Origin of the sequence: Pseudomonas wadenswilerensis, assembly GCF_900497695.1 — a bacterium.
GTDB lineage: Bacteria > Pseudomonadota > Gammaproteobacteria > Pseudomonadales > Pseudomonadaceae > Aquipseudomonas > Aquipseudomonas wadenswilerensis.
This window is the reverse complement of record NZ_UIDD01000012.1, coordinates 254,922-266,604: the sequence shown is the minus strand read 5'-3', so window position 1 is coordinate 266,604 and position 11,683 is coordinate 254,922. Positions and strand designations below refer to the sequence as shown.

Here is an 11,683-nt window from a genome sequence, read left to right as displayed (position 1 = left end):
CGGGCATCAGGTGATGCTATCGCGTCCGGTCCAGCAGGGTCTTCAATGCGCATCCGGGGCGGCGGGCGGGCTCTTGGCCGCGCTGTCCTGCCGGTCGGGATGCCTTTTGCAAGGCCGAGCGTCCGGGCGTAAGCCTGGCGGGAAGGCCCGAGTATAACAGAGCATTCAGCGCGTGCTGCGTTCCTGCTGCTCAACGGCGGGTTGAAAGTTTTCCCCGGCACTGGCGTAGCGTGCGTGCAACTCGGCATAGGCAGGCTCGCGCTTGAAGCGCCGCAGTTCGGCGGCAAAGCGCTGGGCCAGCAGGTCCATGCCGACATTGCGGCGTACTGCCAGGTACTGGCTCTGGCGGCTGATCACCAGCGGCAGCTCACTGATCTGCTGCTCCAGGCCCAGGTTGCGCACCAGGTAGCGACCCACCCGGCGGTCGGTGATCAGCAGGTCGATGCGCCCACGCTGCAGCTTGCCGAAGTTGGCCTCGTGGGTGGGTGCGGGCTCGCGGGTGAACAGCGGCGAATCGATGAACGCCGCGCCGTAGCTGTAGCCGGGCGAGGTACCGACCGTCAGGCCGCGCAGGTCTTCCAGGCGCTTGACCTTGTGCGGGCGGTCGTTGGCGTAGAACAGGGTGAATTCGACGTCGGACAGCGGCTCGCTGGGGTAGAACAGCTGGCTGTCGCGCTGTTCGGTCTGGAAGATGTCCAGTACGCCATCGGCCAGGCCCTGCTCGATCATGGCCAGGCAGCGCTTCCAGGGCAGGAACTGCCATTCCACCTCGACCCCCAGGCGCTTGAACACCTCGGCGGTCACCTCGTAGTCGATGCCTTTGGCCTGACCGTCCTCAAGGTACACATAGGGCGCCCAGGGTTCGGTGACGATACGCAGCTTCTCGCCGTGGGCAAAGGCACTCAGGCAAGTGAGAAACAGGGCGGTCAACAGGCGGGTGAAATCGGGCATGGCTGGAGATTACGACGTGTGCACGGCTATGGCTAGTAGCCGTGCATGTCGATCCAGCCGGGTTGTCAGCGCTGTGATCGCTTTAACAGGGAGTCACGCACGGTGCCATGCTTGCGGCCCAGCGACAGGCGCATGCCTGGGTGCGCGAACCACTGGTGCAGGGTGTCGGGGCAAATCGGCCGTGGATGGCGGGCCTTGGCGTTGTCGAGGGCTTTGTCCCACCAGGCCGAAGCGCACGCGCGATCGAACTCGTTGGGGTAGTCGTAGCAGCCGTTGAGCAATTCGCGCATGAACTGGCGCTGTTCGGCCGGCAGAGTCAGGCTCAGTGCCTTGTAGCCCAGGCGTTGCAAGGTCGGCGGCTTGGGCAACTGAGCGTTGACCCGGGCGACATCGGCAAGTGCCTCGGCGCTCAACGGTGCTTGCTGGTGCTTGGCCAGCCAGGCCTGGACCTTGGCCCGGAACAGCTGCTTGCGGCTCCAATAGTGATGGATGAGGTCGGTGCACTGGTTGACCTGCATATGCCGGTAGGCCGCGACAGCCAGGCAGAACTCTTCCAGGGTGTAGGCACCCTTGGCATGGGGATAGTACTCGTCCATCAAGGCGATGGAGCGATCGAGCAGCGGCGCGTCTTCCTGCACCAGGCCGATGACTCCGGAGTTCAGCAGCGGCATGTGCTGGTCTGCCAGGTCGCGCTCCTTGAGCATGGATGCCAGGGTCTGGAACAGCGGGCAGTGCGGATCATCGCCGTAGGTGCCGCCGATGGCGTTGCACAGCAGGGTGCCTGGCTTGACCCGGCGAAACAGCTCGATGGGCGACTGATGGAAAAAGGTGTCGGTATCGATCAATACGGCCATGGGCGCGCTGGCCAGCACCTGGCGCAGCACCACGTGCTTGCTGCGAAAGTGATACCCATAGGGCTGGTTCCAGGCTTCACGGGTTGCCTGGTCCAGTAGATGAACGGTTACCGGCAGGTGCTGGTAAGGTTCGGGATTGTCGCTGTAGACCTGGATGTCGAGTGCTTCCCCCGGGGTCTTGCGCAGGTTGGCCAGGGCGCTGACGATGCTGAACTGGGCCTCCTGATGATAGGTAGGTGGCCCGAAGACCAGGTAAACGAGTTGCGGTCGAGCAGGGGTAAGTCCTTGGCGCATGTAGGCACGAAAATCCGTCAGGGGGTGAGAATGCAGAAAAGGCCCTTAGCGTAAGCGAAAGGCCTTTTCAGAATTCTGAAGCAATTGTTACCAGTGGTGTAGCGGGTCGATCAGCGGGGCAACTTGAGGTTGTTCCAGATCGCCAGGCTCGGATCGGCCTGGTTCAGGGTATAGAAGTGCAGCCCTGGTGCGCCGCCTTGCAGCAATTGCTCGCACATGCGGGTGATGATTTCTTCACCGTAGGCCTGAATGCTCTTCACATCATCGCCATAGGCTTCCAGCTGCTTGCGGATCCAGCGCGGGATCTCGGCGCCGCAGGCGTCGGAGAAGCGCGCCAGCTTGCTGTAGTTGGTGATCGGCATGATCCCCGGTACTACAGGAATATCCACACCCATCTGCTGCACGCGTTCGACGAAGTAGAAGTAGCTGTCGGCGTTGAAGAAGTACTGGGTGATGGCGCTGTTGGCACCGGCGTTGGCCTTGCGCACGAAGTTCTTCAGGTCATCTTCGAAGTTGCGCGCCTGAGGGTGCATCTCCGGGTAGGCGGCGATTTCGATATGGAAGTGATCGCCGCTTTCCTGGCGGATGAACTCGACCAGTTCGTTGGCGTAGCGCAGTTCGCCGCTGGCCATGCCCATGCCTGACGGCAGGTCGCCGCGCAGGGCGACGATACGCTGGATGCCGGCTGCCTGGTACTGGGTCAGCAGCGAGCGCAGGTCGTCCTTGCTGTCACCGACGCACGACAGGTGCGGCGCCGCCGGGACTTTCACTTCGCTTTCCAGCTGCAGCACGGTGTTGAGTGTGCGGTCGCGGGTCGAGCCACCGGCACCGTAGGTGCAGGAGAAGAAATCCGGGTTGTAGCTGGCCAGCTGGCGGGCAGTGGCGAGCAGTTTTTCATGTCCAGCATCGGTCTTGGTCGGGAAGAACTCGAAGCTGTAACGACGTTCCTGAGACATAGAAGATTCTCTTCAGCGGCAAGCTACAAGCCGCAAGCGACAAGCAGAAGCGGCGCGAACCGCTTGCAGCTTGCCGCTTGCAGCTACCAACTATCAGTAACGGTAGGCGTGTGGCTTGAACGGCCCTTCAACAGTCACGCCGATGTACTCGGCCTGTTGCGGGGTCAGTTGGGTCACTACGCCACCGAAGCCGCGGACCATTTCCAGGGCCACTTCTTCGTCGAGTTTCTTCGGCAGGACTTCAACGGTCAGGCGCTCGGCTTTCTGAGCGGCTGGCAGGTCGGCATACTTCTGCTCGAACAGGAAGATCTGCGCCAGGACCTGGTTGGCGAACGAGCCGTCCATGATCCGGCTTGGGTGGCCGGTAGCGTTGCCCAGGTTCACCAGGCGGCCTTCGGCCAGCAGGATCAGGTAGTCGTCGTTCTGTGGGTCGAAGTCGCCATGGCCGGTACGGTGAATCTTGTGTACCTGTGGTTTGACTTCTTCCCAGGCCCAGTTCTTGCGCATGAAAGCGGTGTCGATTTCATTGTCGAAGTGGCCGATGTTGCAGACCACGGCGCGCTTCTTCAGGGCCTTGAGCATATTGGCGTCGCAGACGTTGACGTTACCGGTGGTGGTCACGATCAGGTCGATCTTGCCCAGCAGGGCCTTGTCGATGCTCGCTTCGGTACCGTTGTTGATACCGTCGATGAACGGCGAGACCAGCTCGAAACCGTCCATGCAGGCTTGCATGGCGCAGATCGGGTCGACTTCCGAAACCTTGACGATCATGCCTTCCTGACGCAGCGACTGGGCCGAGCCCTTGCCCACGTCACCGTAACCGATGACCAGCGCCTGCTTGCCCGACAGCAGGTGGTCGGTGCCGCGCTTGATGGCGTCGTTGAGGCTGTGACGGCAGCCGTATTTGTTGTCGTTCTTGCTCTTGGTGACCGAGTCGTTGACGTTGATCGCCGGGACTTTCAGCTCGCCCTTGGCCAGCATGTCGAGCAGGCGGTGCACGCCGGTGGTGGTCTCTTCGGTGACGCCATGGACGCGATCCAGAACAGCCGGGTACTTCTTGTGCAGCAGCTCGGTGAGGTCGCCGCCGTCGTCGAGGATCATGTTGGCGTCCCATGGCTGGCCATCCTTGAGGATGGTCTGCTCCAGGCACCACTCGTACTCTTCTTCGGTTTCGCCTTTCCAGGCGAAGACAGGGATGCCGGCAGCGGCGATGGAGGCAGCGGCCTGGTCTTGAGTCGAGAAGATGTTGCAGGACGACCAGCGCACTTCGGCACCCAGGGCAACCAGGGTTTCGATCAGCACGGCAGTCTGGATGGTCATGTGGATGCAGCCGAGAATTTTCGCACCCTTGAGCGGTTGCTCTTCCAGGTACTTGCGGCGCAGGCCCATCAGCGCAGGCATTTCCGATTCAGCAATGATGGTCTCGCGACGGCCCCAGGCGGCCAGGGAGATATCGGCGACTTTGTAATCGGTAAAACCAGCAGGCGTGTTTACAGCGCTCATTGAGAGCCTCCATTCGTAGTGTGCGAATGGGCGCCGTTGTGCGTTTAGTGTCCGCAGGCAGGCCTTGCGGACAACGCCCCATCCGAGCCTGACAGGTTTAACCTGCTGCAGCGCCCCTCGGACAGGTGGCGGGAACGGTGGCCAATGCGGCCACCGTCGAATAATGCCGGGCGATTATAGCCGGGCTTTTCGAGCTTCCCAAGCGATAAAGACAAATCAAAGACTCAGTCTGTCGGCTCCGTCACCACCAGGTCCAGGTGCAGGCTCAGGTGGGCCAGTGGCTCGCAGTCCTGGGCCAGTACCGCGACCTGCCAGGTGAGTTTGAATTCGCCAGGCTGGTCGCTGCGCAGTTGCCAGTGGTAATCGTCGACCTCGCGGCTCGACGGTTGCAGAGGGGCAGAGGCTTCGGGAAGTGCCAGGCGCAGGCTGCGCTGTTCGGTCAGCTCGATAGCCAGCGGCGGCACGCTGGCAGGGCTGTGGCTGAAGAGTATTTCCTCGCCGAGCAGCGCCACCGGGACCACGCGCAGCAGCAGCGTTTTCCCGGCCTCGACGGTCAGTCGCGGCGACTCGACAAGCAAGGGGGCATCCGTTTCCGGGCGGGAGTGCAGGATGCAGAGGTGGCGGGGATCGAGATCGGCGGGCGAGTCGGGGTCAGTGGGTAGCGGGTCGAGATCGGCAAGCAGGCCCTTGGCATCGACGATCAGCAAAACGTGTTCGGGTTTCTCCGTGGTCATGATGAGCTCCTTCCATGAGCACCAATTGGGGCGGACTTTGATGTGCGCCGCCGGCTGGCCGGCGGCGCTTGCCCTGGATCAGTTGGTGATGGTGATGAACGGATCCCATTCGAAGTAGCCACAGCACTTGCAATCACGATCGACGATCATGAACTTGAAGTGGTAAGTGACCTGGCCTTGCGCGAGCAGGTCGCCGCGCCAGTAGTAGTTGTCGTTGACCTGGCATGTCGGCACGGTCTTGTTGTTGGCGTTAGGCACGGCCGTTTGCACTTTGGCCTTCAGTGCGCGAGGGTCTTCCAGCAGTTGGTGATTCGGGTCGGTGGAAACGAACCCATAAAGGATCACCGACTGCTCGAAACCAAACGAAATGCTCGTTTCACGCCAGCGGATAACGTCACCCACACGGCCCTTAAGGTGCAACTCGCCACCGGCCTGGCCGGCGATGACGTTGTCCTGGTAGGTAACCATGTAGATATGTTCCGGCGGGATGAACGTGGGCTTGTTCGGGTCCTTGCTCGGATTGGGGAATTTCTTGAGGATGGTTTCGGTGTCGAAATTGATGCTGACGTCGATGACTCTGGACATGAGTGGATTCCTTTTCACTGTTCGAGTAGGTCAATGGTGAGCCTCAGTTGCTCTCCACTGGCACTGCCCGGAGCTTCGCTGCCTGCGATGCCGGTTCTGCCGCGCCGTATGCCAAGTTCCGGTTGTCCGACTACCTGGAGTGATCTGCGGATCACATGCTCAGGCTAGACGCATCAAACGGGGTGTCAAAGGGCAACCAGTGGAATTTCCATGGCTACTGACCAATGGTCGTATTGGTCGATTCCACCCGAATGGGACTACCATGTAGAGCGAGGGCCGGAGGGCTGTGTTGCCCTTCGCTGCCCGACTTTCAGAGGCTATGCAGGTCAGGAGTACAGATGAATTTCCACACCCGCAAATGGGTCAAGCCCGAAGACCTCAACCCTAATGGCACCCTGTTCGGCGGCAGCCTGCTGCGCTGGATCGACGAAGAGGCGGCGATCTACGCGATCGTGCAGCTGGGCAACCAGCGCGTGGTGACCAAGTACATCTCCGAGATCAACTTCGTCAGCGCCTCGCGCCAGGGCGACATCATCGAGCTGGGCATCACCGCCACCGAGTTCGGCCGCACCTCGGTCACCCTCAAGTGCGAAGTGCGCAACAAGATCACCCGCAAGAGCATCCTCACGGTCGACCGCATGGTCTTCGTCAACCTGGGTGAAGACGGCTTGCCGGCGCCGCACGGGCGCACCGAGATCAAGTACATCAAGGATCAGTTCGATACCGCGGTAGAGTAACAACAGCATCGCGGGTCAAGTCGGGTCGCCGCACCGCCGCTCCCACAAGGGCCAGGATATGTGGGAGCTGGCTTGCCAGCGATAGCGGCCTCAAGGCTGCTCGGTAACCCCACGCACCACCCGCCCGATCGTCAGGCCCTGCAACAGGATCGACGACAGCACCACGATGTAGGTAATGCTCAGCAACAGGTCGCGCTCGGTACCGGTTGGCAGCGACAGGGCCAGGGCCACCGACACGCCACCGCGCAAGCCACCCCAGGTCAGGACCCGCACGGTGCCACGCGGCACCGGGCGCCAGCGGCGCAGCATGACGATGGCCGGGGCCACGGTCAGCAGGCGCGACAACAGGATCGCCACCGCCAGCACGCCGGCGGCCGCCAGGTGCATCCACGAGAACGGCAGCAGTAGCAGCTCCAGGCCGATCAGGGCGAACAGCAGGGCGTTGAGCATGTCGTCGATCAGTTCCCAGAAACCGTCCATGTAACGACGGGTCATGTCGTTCATTGCCAGGTTGCGGCCAAGGTTGCCGATGATCAGGCCGGCGACCACCATGGCGATCGGCGCCGAAACGTGCAGCTCGTAGGCCATGGCCGAACCGCCGATGACCAGTGCCAGGGTCAGCATGACCTCGACCTGGTACTGCTCGATGCTCTTGATCATGCGGTAGGTGATGTAGCCCACCAGGCCGCCGAACACGATGCCGCCAATGGCTTCGCGGGCGAACAGGATCGCGGTGTCAGCCACCGTTGGTGTTTCGCCGAGTTGGGCGATGCCCAGCAGCACGGTGAACACCACAACGGCGGTACCGTCGTTGAACAGCGACTCACCGACGATGGTGGTCTTCAGTGGCTTGGAAGCATTGGCAGTACGTAGCGCGCCGAGTACCGCAATCGGGTCGGTCGGCGAGATCAGGGCACCGAACAGCAGGCAGTAGAGCAGGCTCACGTGCCAGCCGAACAGGGCGAAAATCCAGTGGGCGAGAAAACCGATGACCACAGTGGCGATCAACACGCCGACGGTCGCCAGCAGGCCAATCGGCCAGCGATAGCTGCGCAGGTCGGCAAGGTTTACATGCAAGGCGCCAGCGAACAGCAGGAACGACAGCATCCAGTGCATCAGCAGATCGTTGAAATCGATCTGGTTCATCAGGCCCTGCACGCGTTCTTCCAGGCCGGGGTAACCGATCACGCTCAGGCCTTGCAGCAGCAGCGAGAACAGCAATGCGGTCACCATCACGCCGATGGTCGGGGGCAGGCCGATAAAGCGGTAATTTACATAGGTGAGGAGGGTGGTCAAACAGATAAACGCAGCAACGAGCTCAAGCATCCTAGGTCCTGTAGTGGCTTCCAAGTCGACACCCGATAACCTCGGGCATTTCTTTGATGACCTGCCGAGGGCTTCGGGACACACTTTTGACTGGATGCGTTGACCGCGTTCAGCCGATTTCGTTTCCAGCACCCGGCGCCGAAGTGGTTATATAGCGGCTGGCCATTGATGACCTCTCCTGTCTTGCCAAGGACCTTTGCGTGCTCGCCACTTCACTGGTACTGGTCGCCGCGCTGCTGCACGCGACCTGGAACACCCTGATCAAATTCAGCGGCGAACGCCTGCTGGTGATTGCCAGCATGGACGTGGTGGCGCTGGTGTTTGCCGTTGCCATGGTGGCGTTCGTCCAGGTGCCGCCGGATGAAGTCTGGCCGTGGATGCTGGCGTCGGCGCTGTTTGAACTCTTCTATCGTTTTCTGCTGATTCAAGCCTATCGGGTCGGCGACCTGGGGCTGGTCTACCCGCTGATGCGCGGCTTGTCGCCGCTGGTGGTGCTGGCGCTGACCCTGACGTTTGCCGGCGAATCCCTGAGCAGCCAGCAGATTATCGGCATCCTGCTGATCCCCTGTGGCATGGTGTGTCTGCTCTGGCAGGGCGGCGGCGGTGACCGATTGCCCTGGTCGATGCTGCCGGTGGTGGCACTGATTGGCCTGTGCATCGGTTGCTACACCTGGCTCGACGGTCAGGCAATCCGCCTGTGGTCGCAGCCGCTGGACTATCTTGTATGGCTGACCCTGGTCAGTGCCTGGCCGTTTCCGCTGCTGGCAGGGGTGGCCCGACGCGCGCCGTTCATGCTGTTCTGGCGTCTGCAGTGGCGGTTGGGGCTGGCGGTGGGTTTTTGCGTGTTGTTCAGCTACGCCCTGGTGCTCTGGGCCATGCAGTTGGGCTCGGTGGCCGAGGCCGCGGCGCTGCGCGAGGTCAGCGTAATCCTGGTAGTGCTGTTCGGCATGCGCTACCTCAAAGAACCTTTTGGCGGGCCGAGGCTCTTAGCCTGTGCGCTGGTGCTGATCGGCATGCTGATCATGAAACTCTGATAATTCTACTGACAAGGACCTGGCCATGACCGTTGCCTTCTGGTGTGTACTGATTGCGTTGTTCCTGCCCATTGTGTGTACCAGCATCGCCAAGGTTGGCAGCGGGCGCTTCAACCTGCGCCAGAACCACGACCCGCGGGCTTTCCTCGACAAGCTCGAAGGCTTTCCGCGTCGGGCCCACGCGGCGCAATTGAACAGTTTCGAAGCTTTCCCGGCGTTCGCCGCAGCAGTGATCATCGCCGACATCGTCGGCAATGCCGAGCAGGTGACCCAGGACGTGCTGGCGGTGCTCTACATCACCAGCCGCCTGCTCTACATCATCTGCTACCTGGCCGACTGGGCCGCCCTGCGTTCGCTGGTGTGGTTCGTTGGCCTGGGCCTGATCGCGTCGTTCTTCTTCGTCTCGATCTGAACCGTATCATGGCACCTGGGGCACGGCCGGCAGGGCTGTGCCCTTGGGCCACAACAGCCAAATTTGACCCTGCTGCTTCATGTCACCGGCCAGCTTGCCAGCTTCACTGCCGGTGCCCCAGAACAGATCGGCGCGCACCTCTCCGGTGATCGCCCCGCCGGTGTCCTGGGCGGCGACCGGGCGCACTACCGGGGCCCCGTCAGGGCGGGTGGTGGACAGCCACAGCAGACTCCCCAGCGGAATCACCTTGCGATCGATGGCTACACTGTAACCTGCGGTCAGCGGCACGTTGAGCGAGCCTCGTGGGCCTTCGTTGCTGTCCGGGCGAGTGCTGAAGAATACGTAGCTGGGATTGCTCGCCAACAGCTCCGGTACCCGCGTAGGGTTGCTCTGTGCCCAGGCATGGATGCTGCCCATGGTCACTTCTTCTTTTTTCAACTGCCCCTGTTCCACCAGCCAGCGGCCGATCGGGCGATAGGGGTGGCCGTTCTGGTCGGCGTAACCGATGCGCAGCTGGCGGCCGTCTTCCAGTTGAATGCGGCCCGAACCCTGGATCTGCAGGAACTGCAGGTCCATCGGGTCGGTCAACCAGGCCAGCACCGGTGCCTTGGCGCCCTGGGCATTGATGGTTTCTGCGGTGTCATAGGGTTTGAGCACCCGGCCTTCAAGGCGGCCGCGCAGGCGCTTGCCCTTGAGCTCGGGATAGACGCTGTCCAGGGCTACAACGATCATGTCGTCCGGTACGCCATAGATGGGCACATTGGCGCTGTCGGTCTGGGCCAGGCTGCCGGGGTAGACCGGCTCGTAGTAGCCAGTGATCAGGCCATTGGCGTTGTTTTCGGCCGAACGCATGCTGTAGACGTCCAGCTGCGCCTGGAGAAAACTGCGTACTTCAGCCGGGCTTGAAGGAACGGCTGCCGCTGCCGTGCAGGTGTTGGCCCAGACTGCATCGCGCTTGAGTCGCTCGCAGGCACTGCGCCAGGATTCGAAGCCGGCTACCAGGTCGCTATCGCTGACCTGTGGCAGGTCTTTCCAGGTAGCGCCGACATAGGTGGCCAGCGGGTGTGGCTTTGGTTTTTCCGGCGCGCTGCCGTTGCAGCCGGCCAGCAGGGCCAGCACTGACAGGGTCCAGCCAAGGTGGCGCAAAGGAAGTTTCATCAACGAGGTTCCTCGGCGGTTTGCGGGGCTTCCAGCGTATTTTGCAAACCGTAGTTTTAATAAGGGTATTGGTCTTTGCCGGTGAGGCGAGGATACTGGCCGCCTTTTTCCGTGAGCCGAAGTGATCAAGATGCTCAAGCGACTTTCTGTGGTACTGCTGGCGTGTTTGACCCTGAGTGCCTGTGGCGGGGTCGATCCCAACTCGCCATTGGGCCAGCGCAAGACGATCTTCAAACAGATGCTCAAGACCAGCGAAGACCTGGGCGGCATGCTGCGCGGGCGCCTGGCGTTCGACGGGCAGAAGTTCGCCGATGGCGCGGTCAAGCTCGATAACCTGTCCCGTGAACCGTGGAAGCACTTCCCGCAGGTTCGCGAAGAGGATGATACCAGCGCCCGCACCGATGTCTGGGAGAAGCAGGCGCGCTTCCAGGACCTGGCACGGCAGATGGAAGCCACCACCGCCGAACTGGTGGCGGTGACCCGTGCCCAGCCGCTCAAGGCCGCGCAGCTGACCGAGCCGATGAACAAGGTCGAGGCGGCGTGCAAAGCCTGTCATACCGAGTTTCGAAATCACTGAGTGATCAAGGGGCGCGGGGCGCCCCATCGCTGGCAACGCCAGCTCCCACAGGGTGCACGGCAAGTCACATTGTGGGAGTTGGCTTTGCCGACGATGGGCTGCGTAGCAGCCCCAATGTTCCCGCCTGCTGTTACTTCTCCAACTCATCCAGGGCGTGCTGCAGCTCCTGCTTGGACTCGGCCAGCTTGTCCTTGCGCTTGTTGATCTTCTCGGCATCGCCTTTCTTCATGGCCTTGTCCAGGTCCTTGGTACGCTGGTTCACTTCGTGGCGGGCGTCGAGGACTTTCTGCTCGCGCTCCTTGCGCAGGCCGGCGTCGGTGCAGTGCTCATTCACTTCGCTCAGCGCCTTTTCCAGACCGGCTTGCTGATCGCTGTTGCCATGGGCGCGAGCCTGTTCGATCTGCTCGCTGATGGCTTGCTTCTTGGCTGCGCAACCGGTCAGGCCTGGCTGTTGTTCGGCAGCCAGCAGGGGCGTGGCCAGGAGTGAACAGGCGGTGAACAGGGCAAGCGGGGAAAGCAGTTTCATTGGGGGCTCCGTTGTCGCGGGCTTGGCAGAATCCTT

13 protein-coding genes and 1 riboswitch are annotated in these 11,683 nt (G+C 61.8%); of the genes, 4 read left to right on the top strand and 9 right to left on the bottom strand.

What is annotated here, in order from left to right:
* Nucleotides 1-165 precede the first annotated feature (165 nt).
* The 6 genes from CCOS864_RS25975 to CCOS864_RS25950 form a co-directional block, all read right to left on the bottom strand.
* Entirely contained in the window at nucleotides 166-951 is a 786-nt protein-coding gene (locus CCOS864_RS25975; protein ID WP_115089234.1) for a substrate-binding periplasmic protein, read from the bottom strand.
* Between the two features lie 65 nt (nucleotides 952-1,016).
* The gene (locus CCOS864_RS25970) at nucleotides 1,017-2,099 is read right to left on the bottom strand and encodes a hypothetical protein (protein ID WP_115089233.1); all 1,083 of its coding nucleotides are present in this window, start codon (nucleotides 2,097-2,099) and stop codon (nucleotides 1,017-1,019) included.
* A 110-nt stretch (nucleotides 2,100-2,209) separates the two neighbouring features.
* A complete protein-coding gene (gene metF / locus CCOS864_RS25965) occupies nucleotides 2,210-3,055 on the bottom strand; it encodes a methylenetetrahydrofolate reductase [NAD(P)H] (protein WP_115089232.1) in 846 nt (281 codons plus the stop codon).
* 93 nt (nucleotides 3,056-3,148) lie between these two features.
* A complete protein-coding gene (gene ahcY / locus CCOS864_RS25960; RefSeq protein ID WP_115089231.1) occupies nucleotides 3,149-4,558 on the bottom strand; it encodes an adenosylhomocysteinase in 1,410 nt (469 codons plus the stop codon).
* A gap of 21 nt (nucleotides 4,559-4,579) precedes the next feature.
* Nucleotides 4,580-4,683, bottom strand: a riboswitch (S-adenosyl-L-homocysteine riboswitch).
* Nucleotides 4,684-4,782: 99 nt separating this feature from the next.
* The gene (locus CCOS864_RS25955) at nucleotides 4,783-5,292 is read right to left on the bottom strand and encodes a hypothetical protein (protein ID WP_115089230.1); all 510 of its coding nucleotides are present in this window, start codon (nucleotides 5,290-5,292) and stop codon (nucleotides 4,783-4,785) included.
* A 78-nt stretch (nucleotides 5,293-5,370) separates the two neighbouring features.
* Nucleotides 5,371-5,877, bottom strand: coding sequence for an inclusion body family protein (locus tag CCOS864_RS25950; protein ID WP_115089229.1), 507 nt, complete (start codon nucleotides 5,875-5,877; stop codon nucleotides 5,371-5,373).
* A 338-nt stretch (nucleotides 5,878-6,215) separates the two neighbouring features.
* Here CCOS864_RS25950 and CCOS864_RS25945 point away from each other — a divergent pair, with 338 nt between their 5' ends.
* Nucleotides 6,216-6,614 carry an acyl-CoA thioesterase gene (locus CCOS864_RS25945; RefSeq protein ID WP_115089228.1) on the top strand — a complete coding sequence of 133 codons (399 nt, stop codon included), beginning with the start codon at nucleotides 6,216-6,218 and terminating at the stop codon, nucleotides 6,612-6,614.
* Between the two features lie 90 nt (nucleotides 6,615-6,704).
* Here the strand turns inward: CCOS864_RS25945 and CCOS864_RS25940 are convergent, their stop codons facing one another.
* A complete protein-coding gene (locus tag CCOS864_RS25940) occupies nucleotides 6,705-7,940 on the bottom strand; it encodes a cation:proton antiporter (protein WP_115089227.1) in 1,236 nt (411 codons plus the stop codon).
* 200 nt (nucleotides 7,941-8,140) lie between these two features.
* Here CCOS864_RS25940 and CCOS864_RS25935 point away from each other — a divergent pair, with 200 nt between their 5' ends.
* Both CCOS864_RS25935 and CCOS864_RS25930 read left to right on the top strand, forming a co-directional pair.
* Nucleotides 8,141-8,974, top strand: coding sequence for an EamA family transporter (locus tag CCOS864_RS25935; protein ID WP_115089226.1), 834 nt, complete (start codon nucleotides 8,141-8,143; stop codon nucleotides 8,972-8,974).
* Nucleotides 8,975-8,999: 25 nt separating this feature from the next.
* A complete protein-coding gene (locus tag CCOS864_RS25930) occupies nucleotides 9,000-9,386 on the top strand; it encodes an MAPEG family protein (protein WP_115089225.1) in 387 nt (128 codons plus the stop codon).
* A 6-nt stretch (nucleotides 9,387-9,392) separates the two neighbouring features.
* Here the strand turns inward: CCOS864_RS25930 and mltA are convergent, their stop codons facing one another.
* Nucleotides 9,393-10,544 carry a murein transglycosylase A gene (gene mltA / locus CCOS864_RS25925; protein ID WP_115089224.1) on the bottom strand — a complete coding sequence of 384 codons (1,152 nt, stop codon included), beginning with the start codon at nucleotides 10,542-10,544 and terminating at the stop codon, nucleotides 9,393-9,395.
* A gap of 130 nt (nucleotides 10,545-10,674) precedes the next feature.
* On the opposite strand from mltA, the gene CCOS864_RS25920 reads away from it, so the two are divergent.
* Nucleotides 10,675-11,121 carry a c-type cytochrome gene (locus CCOS864_RS25920; protein WP_115089518.1) on the top strand — a complete coding sequence of 149 codons (447 nt, stop codon included), beginning with the start codon at nucleotides 10,675-10,677 and terminating at the stop codon, nucleotides 11,119-11,121.
* Nucleotides 11,122-11,251: 130 nt separating this feature from the next.
* On the opposite strand, the gene CCOS864_RS25915 is transcribed toward CCOS864_RS25920, so the two are convergent.
* The gene (locus CCOS864_RS25915) at nucleotides 11,252-11,647 is read right to left on the bottom strand and encodes a DUF1090 domain-containing protein (protein WP_115089223.1); all 396 of its coding nucleotides are present in this window, start codon (nucleotides 11,645-11,647) and stop codon (nucleotides 11,252-11,254) included.
* Nucleotides 11,648-11,683 lie beyond the last annotated feature (36 nt).

Excerpts from the sequence above, each read along its gene's own strand:
- CCOS864_RS25945 (WP_115089228.1), top strand. The coding sequence starts at position 6,216 with ATGAATTTCCACACCCGCAAATGGGTCAAGCCCGAAGACCTCAACCCT.
- ahcY (WP_115089231.1), bottom strand. The coding sequence starts at position 4,558 with ATGAGCGCTGTAAACACGCCTGCTGGTTTTACCGATTACAAAGTCGCC.
- CCOS864_RS25940 (WP_115089227.1), bottom strand. The coding sequence starts at position 7,940 with ATGCTTGAGCTCGTTGCTGCGTTTATCTGTTTGACCACCCTCCTCACC.
- CCOS864_RS25930 (WP_115089225.1), top strand. The coding sequence starts at position 9,000 with ATGACCGTTGCCTTCTGGTGTGTACTGATTGCGTTGTTCCTGCCCATT.
- metF (WP_115089232.1), bottom strand. The coding sequence starts at position 3,055 with ATGTCTCAGGAACGTCGTTACAGCTTCGAGTTCTTCCCGACCAAGACC.
- CCOS864_RS25950 (WP_115089229.1), bottom strand. The coding sequence starts at position 5,877 with ATGTCCAGAGTCATCGACGTCAGCATCAATTTCGACACCGAAACCATC.
- CCOS864_RS25975 (WP_115089234.1), bottom strand. The coding sequence starts at position 951 with ATGCCCGATTTCACCCGCCTGTTGACCGCCCTGTTTCTCACTTGCCTG.
- CCOS864_RS25920 (WP_115089518.1), top strand. The coding sequence starts at position 10,675 with ATGCTCAAGCGACTTTCTGTGGTACTGCTGGCGTGTTTGACCCTGAGT.
- CCOS864_RS25970 (WP_115089233.1), bottom strand. The coding sequence starts at position 2,099 with ATGCGCCAAGGACTTACCCCTGCTCGACCGCAACTCGTTTACCTGGTC.
- CCOS864_RS25955 (WP_115089230.1), bottom strand. The coding sequence starts at position 5,292 with ATGACCACGGAGAAACCCGAACACGTTTTGCTGATCGTCGATGCCAAG.
- mltA (WP_115089224.1), bottom strand. The coding sequence starts at position 10,544 with ATGAAACTTCCTTTGCGCCACCTTGGCTGGACCCTGTCAGTGCTGGCC.
- CCOS864_RS25915 (WP_115089223.1), bottom strand. The coding sequence starts at position 11,647 with ATGAAACTGCTTTCCCCGCTTGCCCTGTTCACCGCCTGTTCACTCCTG.